This window comes from Rhizobium sp. BK377, from assembly GCF_014193935.1.
In the GTDB taxonomy this organism is placed as follows: Bacteria; Pseudomonadota; Alphaproteobacteria; order Rhizobiales; family Rhizobiaceae; genus Rhizobium.
In genome coordinates, this window is record NZ_JACIAC010000003.1 from 254350 (window position 1) to 271402 (window position 17053).

The following is a 17053-nucleotide window of genomic DNA, read 5'->3' on the forward strand; positions in this document are numbered from 1 at the left end:
AAAGCGAGACATGGCACAGATTAGACTCGACAATATCCGCAAGAGCTTCGGCGCATTCGAAGTCATCAAGGGCGTCAGCATGGACATCCGCAAGGGCGAGTTCATGGTCTTCGTCGGTCCCTCCGGCTGCGGCAAGTCCACCTTGCTGCGCCTGATCTCGGGACTGGAGGACATAACATCAGGCACGCTTTCCTTCGATGGTCAGCCGGTCAATCGTCTTTCGCCGTCGAAGCGCGGCATCGCGATGGTCTTCCAGTCCTACGCGCTCTATCCGCATATGTCGGTCTACGAGAACATGGCCTTCGGTATGAAACTCTCCGGCCGGACCAGGGAAGAATGCAAGGCGCGCGTCGAACAGGCGGCCGGCATGCTGCAGCTCTCACCCTATCTGGAGCGGCTGCCGCGCCAGCTTTCGGGCGGTCAGCGCCAGCGCGTCGCCATCGGCCGCGCCATCGTTCGTGACCCGAAGGTCTTCCTGTTCGATGAGCCCTTGTCGAACCTCGATGCTGCATTGCGCGTTGCCACACGGTTGGAGATCGCCAAGCTTCACCGCGGCATGCATGACACGACGATGATCTACGTCACCCATGATCAGGTCGAGGCCATGACCTTGGCCGACCGGATCTGCGTTCTTCGCGATGGTGTTGTCGAACAGGTGGGAACGCCGATCGAACTCTACGAGACCCCGAATTCGATCTTCGTTGCCGGTTTCATCGGCTCGCCCAAGATGAACTTTCTCTCCGGTCCGTTTGCAGCACCCTATAATGCCCACACGATCGGGGTCAGGGCCGAACATATCGAATTCGCCGATCAGGCCCCAGCTTGGACCGGTACCGTCATCCATTCCGAAATCCTCGGCTCGGACAGTTTCGTCTATCTCGACATCGGCTCCGCAGAGCCGCTCATCGTTCGAGAGACCGGCGTGTCCAGCCATCAGCCCGGCCAACAATTGGGCGTATCGCCGATCAACGGCCGCATTCACCGCTTCGATCAATCCGGACGCGCGCTCGAAAGGGTTCCTTTCAAGGGCGCCGCCTGAACAACCCATCAAACAAACAGGATCTGACCGCCTCCCATCGGTTCCGGTCCGCTACTTGCTGCAAAGGAGCACAGTCATGGCCATTCGCACCGTCGTATGGGGAGAGAACATCCATGAGACAACCAATGAGATCGTCCGGGGCATCTACCCTGAAGGCATGCACACCACGATCGCCAAGGCGCTGAACACCGATCCGGCGATTTCGGCGACCACTGCGACGCTGCAGGAGCCCGAGCATGGCCTCACCGAAGCTCGGCTTGCCGAGACCGACGTCCTGACCTGGTGGGGCCACAAGGATCATGGTGCGGTTTCCGATGTTGTCGTCGAGCGCGTCGCCAAGCGGGTCTGGGAAGGCATGGGCCTCTTGGTGCTGCATTCCGGCCATTTCTCCAAGATCTTCAAGCGGCTGATGGGTACGCCCTGCGCGCTGAAATGGCGTGAGGCGGGCGAGCGCGAGCGTCTGTGGACGATCAACCAGCGCCATCCCATCGCCGCCGGCATCGGTGAGCATTTCGAGCTGGAAAACGAGGAAATGTACGGCGAGCAGTTCTCGGTGCCGGAGCCGTTGGAAACGGTGTTCATCTCCTGGTTCCAGGGCGGTGAAGTATTCCGCTCGGGCCTGACCTGGCGCCGCGGTGCCGGCAACATCTTCTATTTCCGCCCAGGTCACGAAACCTACCCGACCTATCACGATGCCAACGTGCAGAAGGTGCTGATCAACGGCGTGAAGTGGGCCTATAACCCCGAGGGTGCATTGAAGAGCATCACCGATGCTCCAAATGTGCCGGTAGAAAAAGCACTGGAGCCGATCGTCGAACGCGGCCCGAGACTGCATCAGGCCGGCGAAGCCGGTTACCGCTGAGGAGGATAGCAATGCGTCTACTCGTTCTCGGTACAGGCATGATGGCGAAAAACCAGGTTGCCAGCTTCCTCGCCATCGAGGGTGTCGAAGTGGTCGGCGCCGTCGATACGGATCGGAACAGGCTCGATGAGTTCGCTGATCATTTCAACATCGAAAAACGCTTCAGCACGCTCGACGAGGCGATCGCCTGGGGCGAGTTCGATGCCGCAACAAACGTCACGCCCGACCGTATCCACCACGCAACCAGCCTGGCTCTGATCGCTGCCGGCAAACACGTCTTTTGCGAAAAGCCGCTGGCGGAAAACTATGCCCACGCGCTGGAGATGACCGAAGCGGCCGAGACGGCCGGCGTCATCAACATGGTCAATCTCACCTATCGCAATGTCGCTCCCTTGCAGCGGGCGCGTGAGATGGTGCTGGCCGGCGAACTCGGCACGATCCGCCACGTGGAGGCGTCCTATCTCCAAAGCTGGCTGGTATCGCGCGCCTGGGGCGACTGGCGCACGGAATCGCGCTGGCTGTGGCGTTTGTCGACGGGTCACGGTTCGAACGGTGTGCTCGGCGATGTCGGTATCCATATTCTCGATTTCGCCGCCTATGGGGCGGCGACCGACATCGATCACGTTTTTGCGCGGCTGAAGACCTTCAACAAGGCACCGGGCGGGCAGATCGGCGAGTACATGCTCGATGCCAATGACAGCTTCACAATGTCGGTCGATTTCGCCAATGGCGCGCTGGGCGTCATCCATGCCAGCCGCTGGGCGACCGGGCATCTGAACGAGCTGAAGCTGCGCATCTACGGCGAGAAGGGCAGTCTCGAAGTCATCCACCGCCCAAGCGGCTCGGATCTTCGCGGCTGCCTCGGCGACGACATTGAAAGCGCCACCTGGCGTGACATCGAGGTGCCGGCAGTCCCGACCAACTATCAACGCTTTGCCGAAGCGGTGAAGAGCGGCAAGCAGGACGATCCCACCTTCCGCCATGCCGCCAACCTGCAGAAGGTCATCGACCTCGCGATCGTATCGGAGAAAGAACGTCGGGAGTTCAATCTGCTGGCCGCTGACACCCCGGAGAGCACGGTCGGCCAGGAGCCGGAACTCAAGGGGGACGATCAGGGACCGGCATTGGCACTTGTCGTCTGACGGCTTGGTGAAACAGCGAAGGCCCGAATGGTCGGGCCTTCTTTGAATCGACAGAGCTCGCTCTGTTTATTTCATGAGAAGCGCGGACGCCTCGACGCCGATCACACAATCGGCAGCTAAGCGGCCTTACCAGTCGCACTCACACCCCGATAGGCGATGAGATCCTCGATGGTGATCAGGTGGAGGCCATGCCGCTCGGCAAACCGCTCAAGCTCGGGCAGGCGCGCCATCGTGCCATCATCATTGGCCACTTCGCAAATGACACCTGAGGGCGACAGGCCGGCAAGCCTTGCGAGGTCGACAGCCGCCTCGGTATGACCGGGACGAGAAAGCACACCGTTCGGATGCGCACGTAACGGGAAGATATGGCCGGGCCGCGCAAAATCCTCGGGGCGGGAAGTCTCCGCAATGAGTGCGCGAACCGTCGCGGCACGGTCAGCCGCCGAGATGCCGGTCGTCGTTTCAGGAATATAGTCAACCGACACGGTGAAAGCGGTTTTCAGAAGTTCGGTATTGTTGGGGACCATCTGCGGGATCTGCAGTTCGTCCAGCCGCTCGCCTTCCATGGCCACACAGATGAGGCCGCGCGCATAATTCATCATGAAGGCGATCGCCTGGGGAGTGATCGCTTCGGATGCGATGATGAGGTCGCCCTCGTTTTCCCGATCGCGGTCGTCGACGACCACCACGATCTCGCCACGCGCAATCGCGGCGATTGCATCTTCGATTTTGGAAATTGCCATCTTCTCTGCCTTTCAAGGGTTAGCCGCAGTGCGCGGCATTCATGGCCTGTCAAAAGCCACCATTTTCCCTTGGGCGAACAAGCATATGAAACGCCGCGTGCCGAGCGGCGTCCTCTGCGTTGCTCTCTTCCATCCGGACTGTGACCGTCGGCTCCGGCATCTCACCGGATCTGCTGACCCTTCGCTTTCACGAAGGCGCTCGCGGGCTCCGAGTTGCCTCGATACCGCCGGTGGGGAATTGCACCCCGCCCTGAGAACATTGCTTATGTAAATGACGAATGGCTTGTTCTGCAAGAGGTTGGGTGCAGATCGCCTCGCGAGAATTGCCTCCCGGTGATGAAAGCACCGTTTCCTATTGTCGAACAGCGCTAGGACATGATCAGCCCGCCATCGACATTGATGGTCTGGCCAGTGATATAGGCCGCGTCGTCACTTGCAAGAAAGGTGACAAGACCAGCGACGTCTTCGCCCGATCCGGCGCGCTTCATCGGGATGCCTTCGACCCATTCTTTCATGAGCTCGCCGGGTGCGTAGTTGCCGAGCAGCTTGCCCCATGCCTGATCGTTATAGGCCCACATGTCGGTTTCGATTATGCCTGGGCAGAAGGCGTTGACGGTGATGCCGTCGGTTGCGACTTCCTTGGCAAGGCTTTGGGTGATGCCGACGACGCCCATCTTCGAGGCAGCATAATGCGGCGTATAGATGAAGCCGTCGCGCGCCTGTCCGGAAGCCGTGTTGATGATACGTCCGCGGCGACCATGTTTGCGCATGCGGGCGATCGCTTCCTGGGCACAGAGGAACACGCCCTTGGTATTGACCGTCATGACCTTGTCCCACTCGCCCTCGGTCATATCCTCGATGCGAGCAATGGTGATGACACCGGCATTCTGGATTGAGACGTCGACAGCGCCGAACGCCTCCTCAGCGGCGTCATAGAGAGCTTTGACGCTTGCCTTGTCGGTGACGTCGCCAACAAAGGAGATCGCTTTGCCGCCATCGGTCTTGATCTGTTCGGCAACGGTATGCACGCTCTCCTCATTGGCGGAGACCACGAGATTGGCGCCCTCGCGTGCAAAGCGTTTGGCAATCGCCGCACCGATACCGCGGCTTGCGCCGGTAATGACGACAGTCTTGTTTTCGAAACGCTGCATTCTCTTTATCCTTTCACTGGAGCCCGCGTGAACGCCGTTTTTGCAAACCGGCGACGCTTGCCTCCTCACTCAGCCTTTACACGGCGGCAGAAATGATCCCGGCAAATTCCGATGCCTTCAGCGAAGCCCCGCCGACCAGCGCCCCATCCACATTGCGAAGCCCGAATATAGCCGCGGCATTGGATGGCTTGACCGAACCGCCATAGAGGATCCTGACCGAATGGCCGTCACCGCCCAGCCTCTCTTCGAGCATCTGCCGGATCGCCGCATGGACCTCCTCAATTTGTTCGTCGGTCGGCACCAGCCCGGTTCCTATCGCCCATACAGGTTCGTAGGCGATGACGAGATTGGCGCTCGTCGCTCCCTCGGAAACGGATTCTCTCAGCTGTCCGCCAACAACTTCGATCGCCCGTCCTTCATCACGCTCGTGCCGCGTTTCACCGACGCAGACGATCGCGATCAAGCCCGCACGATGCGCGGCGACCGCCTTTGCACGGACGATTTCATCATCTTCGCCGTGAGACACACGGCGCTCCGAATGGCCGAGAATGACATAGCGCGCGCCGATATCGGCGAGCATTTCAGCAGAGACATCGCCCGTATGGGCGCCTGACTGCTGCGCATGGCAATCCTGTGCGCCGATGGCCAGGTTCGACCCCTTGACCCGCTCCACTGCGCGATCAATCAGCGTGAGGGGCGGGCAGACAACGATATCGCACGTCGCACTGCCCGTTAGTCCCTTCAGCGCCTCGATCTCAGCTTGGGAGGAGATGAGACCGTTCATTTTCCAGTTGCCTGCGATCAGTTTGCGCATCGTATCACCAGCAGCAGAAGCCGCCGTCGACGAGCAGATCGACGCCCGTCACGAAGCTTGCAGCATTCGACAGCAGGAAGACCGCCGGACCAACCATCTCATCGACACCGGCCATGCGCTGCATCGGCGTCTGCTCTTCGAAGAGCTTGGTCTGATGTACCATCTCCGGCCGGGTGTTCATCGGCGTTGCGGTATATCCCGGCGAAATCGTGTTGACGCGGATGCCGCGCCCGACCCACTCCATGGCGAACGACTTCGACATATGGATCACGCCCGCTTTCGAAGCATTGTAATGGGCTTGGCTCAAACCGCGGTTGACGATAACGCCCGACATGGAGGCAATGTTGACGATCGACCCGCGTCCATTCTTCAACATGGCCCGCGCTTCGGCCTGGCAAGACAGGAAGATGCCCTTCAGGTTGATGTCCATCAGCGTCTGATACTGATCCTCTTCCATCTCCTCGGCGGGATTGGCATTGGCAATACCGGCGGCATTGACGGCAAGCGAGAGAGCCCCGAGATCGGCTTCAGCGCGGGCGACCGCATCCGCCAGAGACGACTTGCTGGTGACATCGGCGGCAATCTCGATCGAGCGGCGGCCGGCAGCCCGGATATGGCTGGCAGTGGTGGCAAGGCCGTCATCAGTGCGGCGATCGAGAAGCGCTACATCGGCGCCGCACTGGGCAAGACCGATCGCGATCCTTTGCCCGATGCCGCTGCCGGCGCCCGTCACGATGGCAACCTGACCGCTGAGATCAAATAGTTTAGGTGCGTTCAGAGAGATGTCGGACACCGCTCTTCCTTTCTGTCTTTACTTAGATTGTCGCCAGTTCCATGACCGAGACGTCGTTCGCCTCGTCACGCTTCAAAATGCCTGCCTGCTTGCCCTGTGCGAGCACGAGAATCCGGTTCGATACACCGAGAACCTCCTCGAGGTCGGAACTCACGACGATCACCGCAACACCCTGCTTGGCCAGGTTGACGATGATATCGTAGATGCCGGCGCGGGCTCCGACATCGATGCCGCGGGTGGGCTCGTCCAGCACCACGACCTTGGGATCGCGCATCAGCCATTTGGCGATGACGACCTTCTGCTGGTTGCCGCCCGAGAGATCGGAGGCAAACTGCTCTGCGCGCCCCTTCACGCCGAATTTCGTCACCGCCTTTTCGGCGAAAACGCGTTTCACGCCCGAGGTGAGCCAGCGGCCGCCAAGCTTGTCGAGATTGGCGTAAATGATGTTCTCGCTGATCTTGTGTGCAACGACGAGGCCCTGGTCCTTGCGGTCCTCGGGCACCATCACGATACCCTTGGCGATCGCATCCGCAGGGCTGCGCAGCTTCAGCGCTTCGCCTTCCAGCCTGATCGAACCGGCGCTTATCGGGTCGGCACCGGAAATCGCCCGCACGAGCTCGGTGCGACCGGCGCCGACGAGGCCGGCGATGCCGAGGATCTCGCCGGCATGAACGTCGAAACTCACATCGCGGAAGGAACCGTCCGGCGACGTCAGACCTGACACCTCAAGCACGGGCCTGCTCGTCGGCTCGGGAAGGGTCGGAAACATGCGATCGAGCGAGCGTCCGACCATGCTTTCGACGATCGTGCGCACCGGCGTCGCGCTGTCGGCAAATTCATGAACGCGCTCTCCATCGCGCAGTACGACGATACGATCGGTGATCTTTTTGATCTCTTCCATGCGGTGGGAGATGTAGATGATGCCCACGCCCTCGGAGCGGAGCTTGCGCACCTGCTCGAACAGGGCTTCCGTCTCCGCCCCGCCAAGGGCTGCCGTCGGCTCATCGAGGATCAGGAGTTTTGCATTGAGCGCCAGCGCCTTGGCGATTTCGATGAGCTGCTGGTTGGCGGTCGAGAGACCGGCAACCTTTCGAGTCGCGGGAATGTGCAGGTTCAGCCGTGCGAGCTGTTCCTGGGCACGGCGGACCATGTGGGTGCGGTCGACCACGCCGTTCTTCATCGGCCATCGGCCGATGAAGACATTTTCGGCGATGGAAAGATGCGGCAGAAGCTGCAGTTCCTGATGGATCAGCACGACGCCCTTGTCGATTGCCTCGCGCGGAGCGGCCGGGGCATAAGGCTGCCCCAGCCATGTCATCGAGCCCTCGGACGGTGCGCGCGATCCGGCAATGATGCCTGACAGTGTCGACTTGCCGGCGCCATTTTCACCGAGCAGAGCCACAACCTCGCCAGGATAAACGTCCAGGTCCACATTTTTCAGAACCTGGAGCGGTCCGTAGCGCTTGGATATGCCCCTCAGGGAAAGAACCGGCTCGGTCACAGCACACCTCCTCGAGATTTCGACTGATTACGGATGGTTGGCGATGAAGCCTGCCACGTTTTCCTTGGTCGTCAGCGTGGCATCCATCAACTGGACCGGCGGCACCTTTTCCTTGGCAGCGAGCTTGACCGCGTTCTCCACCGCATCGCGGCCCATCTTCTGCGTCTGCTGTGTTGCGGTCACGTCGAACACACCCTTGCTGAGGGCTTCAAGTGCAGCGGTGTCTCCGTCAAAACCACCGACCACGATCTTTTGGGATGGATTGGCGACCTTGATCGCCTGGGCCGCACCGAGCGCCAGTCCATCTGCCTGGGCGAAGACGATCGAGACATCCGAATTCGACTGGAGCATGTTCTGCATGATCTGGAAGCCCTCGTCCTGGCTCCACATGTTGGAATATTGCTCGGCGACGACGCTCACGTCCGGATAGGCCTTCAGTGATTCCAGGCACCCCTTGGTGCGGTCGAGTTCCGGCGTGGTGCCCTTCTGGCCATGGATGATGACCATCTTGCCCTTGCCACCGGCTTCCTTGAGGATGTAGTCGCAAACCGCCTTGGCGGAGGCAACGGAATCGGTCGCCAGGAAGGTATCGCCCGGAGCGCCTTCGGCATTCCGGTCGACGTTGACGACGGGAATGCCGGCCTGCTTTGCGAGCTTGACCGGCACACTGGCTGCAGCAGCGCCTGCCGGGATGTAGATCAGTGCGTCGATATTCTGGGTCAGCAGGTCCTGGATCTGGTTGACCTGGGTCGGGCCATCGCCCTTGGCGTCTACGGTGACGACCTCGATGCCACGCTTCTTGGCTTCAGCTTCGACAGACTGCTTGATCTGGTTGAAGAAGTTTGCCTGCAAATTGGCGACCGCAAGGCCGAGCTTCTTGACTTCGGCCGCCTGGACGGATCCGAGGCTGAGGCCAAGCAAGGCGGCAGACGCGAGCAGAGTGCGCGCAAATTTCATGTCAGTTCCTCCGTTGTTAATGAACCCTCGGGTATCCTCCCCCTCGGGCAATAGCTCCGCTCCAAACCTTTCGGAGAGGAATTTCTGGACCCGCATCGTCCGCGGGCCGAATGATCAGGCAGCCCGCCGCTTGCGGATCGTTTCAGCACCGACAGCGAGAACGATGACGACACCGATGATGACCTGCTGCAGGAAGGGCGAGACGTTGAGCAGATTGAGGCCGTTACGCAGAACGCCGATGATCAGCACGCCGATGAGCGTCCCGCCAATGCCGCCTGCGCCGCCCGACAGAGACGTTCCGCCGATGACGACGGCCGCGATCGTGTCTAGCTCGTAGCCAAAACCGCTGGACGGCTGAACCGAGTCCAGACGGGCGGCAAGAACGATACCGGCAAGACCTGCGAGCGCGGCACTCGCCACGTACACAAGAATAGTCACGAGCTGGACGTTGATGCCGGCAAGACGGGCAACTTCGGGATTGCCGCCAACCGCGTAGAGCATGCGGCCTTCTGCGCGGAAGTGCAGAAAAACCCAGGCAGCGGCGACGACTGCCAGCATCAGGAAGACGGTTGCGGTCAGGATGCCGAAGTGGCGGTCAATGGCCAGCATCATGAACCAGTCGGGGAAGCCGACGATCTGCTGGCCGTCGGTGATCATGTTCGCCACGCCGCGCGCGGCCGACATCATCGCGAGCGTCGCGATAAACGCGGGCACCCTGAACCAGGTCACCATGATACCGACGATCAGGCCGCTGATCATAGAGGCAACGAGCGCTACCACGATGCCGAGGCCTAGCGGCAGGCCGGCGACGTTCGCCGTCCAGCCCATCACCATCATCGCGAGAGCCAGGACCGAACCTACCGAAAGGTCGATGCCGCCGATCAGGATCACGAAGGTCATACCGACTGCCATGATCCCGAGCACGGTGATCTGGTCGAGAATATTCAGACCATTGCGGACGGAGAGAAATGCATCAGTGCTGAAGGTCAGGAACAGGCAGAGCAAAAGCAGTCCAATGAGCGGTCCGGTTGCTCCCGTGAGCTTGCTCACCCACGTCCCGGACGGACGGCTCTGTTCATTCACGTCGATCGCCACCATCGTTCCTCCCTGGGATTAAGGCCGGCGGCCAATATTTCTTCAAGCAAGAATATTTATTCATGCCTGCTGGAAAATTCATTAACAACTTGCCTAGATGCTGTCAATCAGCTTTTTGGGTGATGAGCTAAGCGTGATACCCAATAAAGGGCTTGACTAAGGCTGCCTGTGTGCAAAAATATAATTACATGAATATTTATGCACAAGAGGAAACGATGGAGCCTTCCGAACTTGAACGTGTTGCTCGCCAGATACGTCTGCGCGACCTCCAGGCCGTATACGAGGCAGGCGCCGGCCATATTGGTGGCGAGATGTCGGTGATTGATCTCCTCACCGCACTTTACTTTCGTGTGCTGCGTATCTGGCCCGACCAGCCCAAACACCCCGATCGAGACAGGTTCGTGCTGTCGAAGGGCCATACGGCCTGCGCGCTCTATGTCGCGCTCGCCAGGCGAGGGTTTATTCCGGAGGAAGAAATCTCGACCTTCCTGAAGCCGCATTCCCGGCTAAACGGCCACCCGAATTGCAACAAGGTGCCGGGTGTCGAAACCAACACTGGGCCTCTGGGACACGGGCTGCCGGTCGCTGTCGGGATGGCGAAGGCGGCGAAACTCTCGGGCGCGAAATACCACACCTATGTCATAACCGGCGACGGCGAGATGCAGGAAGGCTCCAACTGGGAGGCCATCATGGCGGCATACCAGTTCCGCCTGGACAACCTGACCTTGATCATCGACCACAACAGGTTCCAGCAGGGCGCTTCGCTCTCGGACACCAACGATCTCGCGCCGCTTCGCCCCAAGCTCGAGGCCTTCGGCTGGGAAGTCAGCGAAATCAACGGCAATGACATGCACGCGATCGTGCCCGCTCTCGAGCATCGCTCCAACCGCCCCCATTGCATCGTGGCTCACACCAACAAGGGCCATGGCATCTCTTTCATGCAGGATCGCGTCGACTGGCACCACAAGGTTCCGAGCAAGGAACAGTATGAAACCGCATTGGCAGAACTGTCGGAGGCACTCTAATGAACGCGCCCGTAAACCCACCGAAGCTCTATGACTGCCGCGATGCCTTTGCAGCGACGCTTGAGCGCCTGGCCGCCGAGAATGAAACCATCGTCGCCGTCTGCAACGACTCGGTTGGCTCGTCCAAGCTCGGCGGCTTCAAGTCGAAATTTCCTGATCGCCTCGTCAATGTCGGCATCGCCGAGCAGAACATGGTCGGCGTCGGCGCCGGTCTCGCCAATGGCGGACGCCTGCCCTATGTCTGCGGCGCCTCGCCGTTCCTGACCGGCCGATCGCTTGAGCAAATCAAGGCCGACATTTCCTACTCTAATGCCAACGTCAAGCTCGTCGGCATTTCCTCAGGGATGGCTTACGGCGAACTCGGCCCGACCCATCATTCGATCGAAGACTTCGCTTGGACGCGCGTGCTGCCGAATCTGCCCGTCATCGCCCCCTGCGACCGGATCGAGACCGCCGCCGCCGTCGAATGGGCCGCAAATTATAATGGTCCCTGCTTCCTGCGCCTGTCGCGCGTCGGCGTTCCGGATTTGCTGCCCGACGGCCACACGTTCGAAGTCGGCAAAGCGAACCTGCTGCGTGAAGGCTCCGATGTCACGCTGATTGCCAACGGCACGCTGACCCACCGCATGATGAAGGCCGCTGAGATCCTCGCCGGGCGCGGCATCAAGGCGCGCGTGGTCAACATGGCGACCGTTCGCCCGATCGACGAGGCCGCCATCATCGCGGCGGCCAAAGAGACCGGCGCGATCGTGACGGCGGAAGAGCATTCGATCTTCGGCGGCCTCGGTTCCGCCGTCGCCGAAGTGGTCGTCGACAACGCGCCCGTGCCGATGAAGCGCCTTGGCGTTCCCGGTATCTACGCGCCGACCGGTTCGGCCGAATTCCTCCTCGACGAATTCGGCATGGCGCCAACAGCGGTCGCGGACGCGGCCCAGGCGCTGATCAAGCGCAAATAATCTGATAGCAGTCCTTAAAGCCGGAGCGCGCATCCGCTCCGGCCCTTCGTTTGAGGAGAAGATGATGCGGGCTATTCTGGCGATCGACCAGGGCACCACCAATTCGAAGGCAGTGCTGGTTTCCGAAACCGGAGACGTGCTTGCCAGAGGCTCAGCCGCCGTCGGCATCTCCTATCCGCAACCGGGCTGGGTCGAGCAGGATCCCCGCCGAATCTTTGCCTCTGTCTGCGAAGCGATCGAGGCCTGCCTGAAGAAAATTTCCGGCGTCACCGTCGAGGCGGTGGCGGTGTCCAACCAGCGCGAATCCGTCACTGTCTGGGACGCAGAGACCGGCGAAGCGCTGGGTCCGGTGCTGAGCTGGCAGTGCCGCCGTACCGCGCCGGACTGCGAGCGCCTAATCGCCGAAGGTCATCTCGGCCGCGTAGAGGCGCTGACGGGCCTTCCCCTCGACCCGATGTTTCCCGGATCGAAATTCCGCTGGCTGCTCGATCGCGTACCAGCCGGGCGCCGGGTGCGCCTCGGCACGATCGATAGCTGGCTTATCCATTGTCTGACGGGCGGCAGCCGCCACGTCTGCGATGCCTCCAATGCCGCCCGCAGCCAGTTGTTCGACCTGAATGGCCAGGCCTGGAGCGCAGAACTCGGCGAAATCTTCGGCGTCAATATCGCCCTTCTCCCTGAAGTGCTCGACAGCTCCGCCGATTTCGGCACGACACGGGGGCTTCCCGGCATCCCCGATGGCACGCCGATCCGATCCGCCATCGGCGACAGCCATGCTGCGCTCTTCGGCCATGGCGCCTTCAAGCCCGGCGACGGCAAGGTGACGTTCGGAACCGGTTCGTCGGTCATGACGACATTGCCGCGCTTCATCGCGCCGCAAAACGGCATCACCACGACGGTCGCCTGGCGGATCGCCGGCGTGCCGACCTTCGCCTTCGAAGGCAATATCCTCGTTTCGGCCGCGAGCCTCCCCTGGATGGCCGGCATTCTGGGCCTTCCCAATGTGGCCGCCCTCGTTGACCTTGCGGCGACGGCTGAGCCGGGCGGACCGGGATTCGTGCCGGCCTTCGTCGGCCTCGGCGCCCCCTACTGGAACTCCGACGCCCGCGCGCTCTTCGCCCAGATCAACTTTTCCACGACCCGCGCCCAGATGGCCCGGTCGGTGACAGATTCGATCGCCTGCCAGGTGCATGACGTGATCGCCGCCATGCGCGCCCAGAGCGGCGGTAAACTCGGCGCTCTCTATGTCGACGGCGGCCCGAGCCAGAACCGCTTCCTGATGCAATGCGTGTCGAACCTGATCGAGCATGACGTCATCCAGTGCGAGGCGCCTGAGGCTTCCGCTCTCGGTGCCGCCTATCTCGCCGGGCTTTCGCTCGGCCTGTGGAAGGACCTCGACGCGATCGAGGCGCTCCCGAGAAGCACCGAAGTGATCCGCCCCGAAGAGATCGATCGCACTGGCCTTCTCAATACATGGAATGATGCGCTGGCCCGCTCGACGTCGCGACCCACACCGGTTAAATGTGAATAAAAATTCAAGCCGGTATTGCCCATGTCCCGCCTCAACGAACTCCGCCTGATCTCCAGGGTCGCCCAGATGTACCACATCGAAGGGCGACGGCAGGCGGAGATCGCGCAGCATCTGCGGCTTTCCCAGGCGACGGTCTCGCGAATGCTGAAGAGGGCCGAAGCCGAGGACATCGTTCGCACCAGCGTCATCCCGCCGGTCGGCACTTACAGTGAGCTCGAGGGAGCGCTGCGGCAAAAGTTCGACCTTCCCGAAGCAATCGTCGTCGAGTGCAGCGAGGACCGGGACGGCGCCATCATGGCTAGAATCGGTGAGGCCGCAGCCCATCTTCTGGAGATCACACTCGCACCCGGCGAAATCGTCGGAGTGTCGAGCTGGAGCCAGACCATCTTCAAGATGGTCGAAAACATCCATCCGCAGAAAAGCGCCCAGGTAAAATACGTCGTCCAGACCCTCGGGGGCATGGGTGACCCTTCGGTGCAGACGCATGCCACGCAGCTCACCACCCGCCTTGCCCGCCTCACCGGCGCTGAACCCAAACTGCTTCCCGTCCAGGGCGTGACGACATCGAGGGAAGCCAGGCTCCTGATGCAGTCAGATCCCTTCGTCCGTGAGACCATGGATCTGTTCGGCAGCATCACCCTCGCCATTGTCGGCATCGGCGCGGTGGAGCCGTCCGAATTGCTTGCACGCTCGGGCAACATCTTCTCGTCGCGGGAACTCGCCGATCTCGCCGAAGCCGGCGCCGTCGGCGACATTTCACTGCGCTTCTTCGACAAGGACGGCAAACCGGTGAAGACGCCGCTGGATGACCGGGTCATCGGGCTTCCGCTCGAGGACCTTGCGCGAGTGGATCGGGTCATCGCGCTGGCTGGCGGCGCGAAGAAGACGGCAGCGATCTCAGGTGCCCTCCGCGTTGGCGTCATCGACATGCTGGTAACCGACAAGTTTACCGCCCAGCGATTGATCGAGGCGACGGCTTGACGAGACCGTCGAACGCTGTGGTGCACGGTGGCATTTCTGGCAACGATGGTTAACGAACTCTTGGCTTATGCGACGCAAATCTAGTCACCGGTCAAACCACGGCGCGTCGCTCATTAAGCGGCCGATGCATCAGTAGCCGGCCATCTTTGTTACGGCGACCATTGGCCGACGACCGTCGGTCGTTTGTCCGTCCAGGACGGAGGTAGGCCAATTTGCGAGCCCGCGAAGTCCTTCAGGCCGGGCGAACGACCGAACCGCTCGCAAGCCGGATATTTTGGTCTTCCGCCGAGGCCCGACTTGATTTTCTGGGCAGAAGGGATTTTCGGCAGCCCCTTATAGGGTGTCTTCCCAGTGACGAGCATTTTTGAGAAGTCGCTTCCGAAACTCGACGCGAGTGAGTAGGCGTCGCCGATCTGGGAAACACGTGCACTTGTGGTGATAGCGTTGGCACCCTTCGCCCAAACCATGGCGCCCACCTGCCTGCCGTCCCTTGTCGTCGCTTCAGCTTCGACCGCAAGGCCTCCGAGGCCTATTGGCAGTCGCGGGACCGGAACAGGAACGACGAACGATGCACCGAGCGACGTCGCGGTCGACAGGCCGGCAGCCGTGGCGCTGGTCGCCACGATACGGGTGACGGTGGCGTGAACGACGAGATCGGCGTTCTCCCTCTGGTCGACAACCTGGAAACGATCGCTGACGCCAATGCAGAGGGCGCGGCTGATCACATTGGCGACAAGGGCCTGGTCGGAAGGCTTCTTGATCGAAAGCGCAGCGGTCGGCGAAACCGTGGTTGGTTCGATATATATCGTCTTGTTCGCCACGAGATCGCCTGGATCGACTTTGAATTTCGCCTTTGTGAATTTACCGTTGTTCGATGTAAGGCCGTCATAGGATGTCAGCGTGTTCGCCTGTTCGAGCGGCACCGCGGCGCAACCCGTGACAGCCGCTGACAACAGGCAGGCAAACAGGGCCGGCGCGATCCGCCGCCATTGGGGTCGAATGCCTGCCAGACCAATTCCGGAATGCGACATTTGGTTCTCCTGTGGTTGATAAGGGAGGGAGGGTTGGCACGGCTATTGCGTCGCTTGGGCGGACTGCGCCGCGGCGAGATCCGTAAAGATCGGCTTGTCCTTCCATAGACTGCCGCTCGCCATTTTCGCGTATCCGAGGTTGTAGACGGCGCGCATGTAGTCGGTATTGAATGGGTCGGTCATCGTGTAGGGAATCTGCGCATCGATAGAGGCGACGCGGAATCGAATGCCGTTCTTCCGGGCGTAGACGTAGGTGGCCACCAGCGCACTGCGTGTCTGCGCCTTGATGAGAGCAGTACTCGCCCTCGCCATGACAGCAAGAGTATTGTTCGTCGTCGTCGAGAATTCAGGCATCAACGCGTTATTGACGATGACATACATGTTGAGCTTGAAATCCTTGGGCCAGGCGTCATTCTGCGGATTGACCATCCATCCCTCCGGGATCGTCAGAACCTGCGACGATGCCCCCCCGTCTGAGTGCATTTCCTCAAACGCCTGTCCGCCGGCGGTGGCCTTGATTAGCACGGCCGGGAATATGCCGGGTATGCTGGCCGAGGCGATGATGACGTCCTGGAACAGCTTCAGCGCGTCGGGCCGACCACTGTTGGCGATGGCCCCCATGTTCCAGATGACCGCTCTTTGGGAATCGAGATTGGTGGTCAGGACAAAAAGGCGCCGTCCCCTCCGGTACTCGCTTGCAATTTTTGCCAAAATGTCCGGCGTCAGATGGCGTTCGACCATCCGGCGAAGCGGCGCCTCTTTCAGCAGGCTCGCTCCAAGCAGGCCCTTCGGCAGGAAATCGGCATCGACCAGCGTCTTGGCGACGCCGCTCGTGTAGAGGTCGACGAGGGTATCGTCGTAGGCCCGACCGAGGAAGGCATAGGGCGCAATCAACGCGCCCGTGCTGACGCCGCTGACGACGTCGAATTCCGGTCGTCCCTTGTCCGACCAGGCTTTCAACGCCCCGACGCTGAAAGCGCCTGCAGCGCCGCCACCCGACAACACCAAGTAATTGACGTCCTTGCGCCTCGGGATCGTCAGCCACGCAGAACCGTCAAAGCGTGTCGAATCCGCATAGATGCGGATGTCATCGAATCCTTCGATATTGGCATTTGCCGCAGCCTTCGGTGTGTAGGCAACTCGGTCCGGCGCCATACAGCCGGCCAGAAGAGCCAGCGTGAAGATGGCTATCAGTCGAATCACGTTTTGTAGCCCTGTCCTTCATTCGGCCCCGGCCCAGCGGTGCGGGCAAGATTGCCGCCAGCCGCGTCGACACGTCCTTTCGGATCGCGTCTGTTGGCATTAATCTGATTCGCGATTGCCTTGGGTTTCATGATGTTAAGATACGTTGCATAGTCGGCGGCCGAGCCGAAAGCGAAGGCATCGTCGAGCACTGACATGTCAAGGGCGGCAGATTCTGGATCAATTGAGC

At 60.9% G+C, this 17053-nt stretch carries 17 protein-coding genes and 1 riboswitch; of the genes, 7 read left to right on the forward strand and 10 right to left on the reverse strand.

All coding sequences use genetic code 11. The features are described from left to right. Positions 1 to 10: 10 nt before the first annotated feature. The 3 genes from FHT92_RS15820 to FHT92_RS15830 all read left to right on the forward strand — a co-directional run bounded on the left by FHT92_RS15820 (position 11) and on the right by FHT92_RS15830 (position 3043). Positions 11 to 1039 (forward strand): ABC transporter ATP-binding protein, encoded by a 1029-nt coding sequence (locus tag FHT92_RS15820; protein WP_183826832.1) that lies wholly within the window; start codon positions 11 to 13, stop codon positions 1037 to 1039. 76 nt (positions 1040 to 1115) lie between these two features. Next, entirely contained in the window at positions 1116 to 1901 is a 786-nt protein-coding gene (locus FHT92_RS15825) for a ThuA domain-containing protein (RefSeq protein WP_183826835.1), read from the forward strand. Positions 1902 to 1912: 11 nt separating this feature from the next. Then, positions 1913 to 3043, forward strand: coding sequence for a Gfo/Idh/MocA family protein (locus FHT92_RS15830; protein ID WP_183826838.1), 1131 nt, complete (start codon positions 1913 to 1915; stop codon positions 3041 to 3043). Between the two features lie 116 nt (positions 3044 to 3159). Here FHT92_RS15830 and ribB read toward each other — a convergent pair whose 3' ends face one another. The 7 genes from ribB to FHT92_RS15865 form a co-directional block, all read right to left on the reverse strand. Further along, complete coding sequence (gene ribB / locus FHT92_RS15835; RefSeq protein WP_183826841.1) at positions 3160 to 3786, reverse strand: 3,4-dihydroxy-2-butanone-4-phosphate synthase; 627 nt, start codon at positions 3784 to 3786, stop codon at positions 3160 to 3162. Between the two features lie 117 nt (positions 3787 to 3903). Beyond that, positions 3904 to 4048: riboswitch (FMN riboswitch) on the reverse strand. Between the two features lie 106 nt (positions 4049 to 4154). Then, on the reverse strand, positions 4155 to 4937 hold the full coding sequence (locus tag FHT92_RS15840) for a glucose 1-dehydrogenase (RefSeq protein WP_183826844.1): 783 nt from the start codon (positions 4935 to 4937) through the stop codon (positions 4155 to 4157). Positions 4938 to 5013: 76 nt separating this feature from the next. Then, positions 5014 to 5751, reverse strand: coding sequence for a triose-phosphate isomerase (gene tpiA / locus FHT92_RS15845; protein WP_183826847.1), 738 nt, complete (start codon positions 5749 to 5751; stop codon positions 5014 to 5016). A gap of 4 nt (positions 5752 to 5755) precedes the next feature. Beyond that, positions 5756 to 6544, reverse strand: a complete 789-nt coding sequence (locus tag FHT92_RS15850) for an SDR family oxidoreductase (RefSeq protein WP_183826850.1) — start codon at positions 6542 to 6544, stop codon at positions 5756 to 5758. 22 nt (positions 6545 to 6566) lie between these two features. Continuing rightward, entirely contained in the window at positions 6567 to 8045 is a 1479-nt protein-coding gene (locus FHT92_RS15855; RefSeq protein WP_183826853.1) for a sugar ABC transporter ATP-binding protein, read from the reverse strand. Positions 8046 to 8072: 27 nt separating this feature from the next. After that, entirely contained in the window at positions 8073 to 9002 is a 930-nt protein-coding gene (locus tag FHT92_RS15860) for a sugar ABC transporter substrate-binding protein (RefSeq protein WP_183826856.1), read from the reverse strand. Positions 9003 to 9116: 114 nt separating this feature from the next. Further along, positions 9117 to 10100 carry an ABC transporter permease gene (locus tag FHT92_RS15865; protein ID WP_183826859.1) on the reverse strand — a complete coding sequence of 328 codons (984 nt, stop codon included), beginning with the start codon at positions 10098 to 10100 and terminating at the stop codon, positions 9117 to 9119. Positions 10101 to 10312: 212 nt separating this feature from the next. Between FHT92_RS15865 and FHT92_RS15870 the strand changes: the two genes are divergently transcribed. From FHT92_RS15870 to FHT92_RS15885, 4 genes are all read left to right on the forward strand, one after another. After that, positions 10313 to 11122 (forward strand): transketolase, encoded by an 810-nt coding sequence (locus tag FHT92_RS15870; RefSeq protein WP_183826862.1) that lies wholly within the window; start codon positions 10313 to 10315, stop codon positions 11120 to 11122. Further along, positions 11122 to 12078, forward strand: coding sequence for a transketolase family protein (locus FHT92_RS15875; protein ID WP_183826865.1), 957 nt, complete (start codon positions 11122 to 11124; stop codon positions 12076 to 12078). The genes FHT92_RS15870 and FHT92_RS15875 overlap by 1 nt, the downstream gene beginning before the upstream one ends. A gap of 64 nt (positions 12079 to 12142) precedes the next feature. Beyond that, complete coding sequence (locus tag FHT92_RS15880; RefSeq protein ID WP_183826868.1) at positions 12143 to 13609, forward strand: FGGY family carbohydrate kinase; 1467 nt, start codon at positions 12143 to 12145, stop codon at positions 13607 to 13609. A gap of 21 nt (positions 13610 to 13630) precedes the next feature. Further along, complete coding sequence (locus tag FHT92_RS15885; protein WP_183826871.1) at positions 13631 to 14590, forward strand: sugar-binding transcriptional regulator; 960 nt, start codon at positions 13631 to 13633, stop codon at positions 14588 to 14590. A 149-nt stretch (positions 14591 to 14739) separates the two neighbouring features. Here the strand turns inward: FHT92_RS15885 and FHT92_RS15890 are convergent, their stop codons facing one another. The 3 genes from FHT92_RS15890 to FHT92_RS15900 are packed head-to-tail and all read right to left on the reverse strand — an operon-like array spanning position 14740 to position 17021. Continuing rightward, positions 14740 to 15621, reverse strand: coding sequence for a DUF3313 domain-containing protein (locus tag FHT92_RS15890; RefSeq protein WP_183826874.1), 882 nt, complete (start codon positions 15619 to 15621; stop codon positions 14740 to 14742). A 42-nt stretch (positions 15622 to 15663) separates the two neighbouring features. Beyond that, positions 15664 to 16824: a patatin-like phospholipase family protein gene (locus FHT92_RS15895; protein ID WP_312858766.1), complete on the reverse strand. Its 1161-nt coding sequence runs from the start codon at positions 16822 to 16824 to the stop codon at positions 15664 to 15666. After that, positions 16821 to 17021: a hypothetical protein gene (locus FHT92_RS15900; protein ID WP_183826877.1), complete on the reverse strand. Its 201-nt coding sequence runs from the start codon at positions 17019 to 17021 to the stop codon at positions 16821 to 16823. The genes FHT92_RS15895 and FHT92_RS15900 overlap by 4 nt, the downstream gene beginning before the upstream one ends. Between the last annotated feature and the right edge of the window lie 32 nt (positions 17022 to 17053).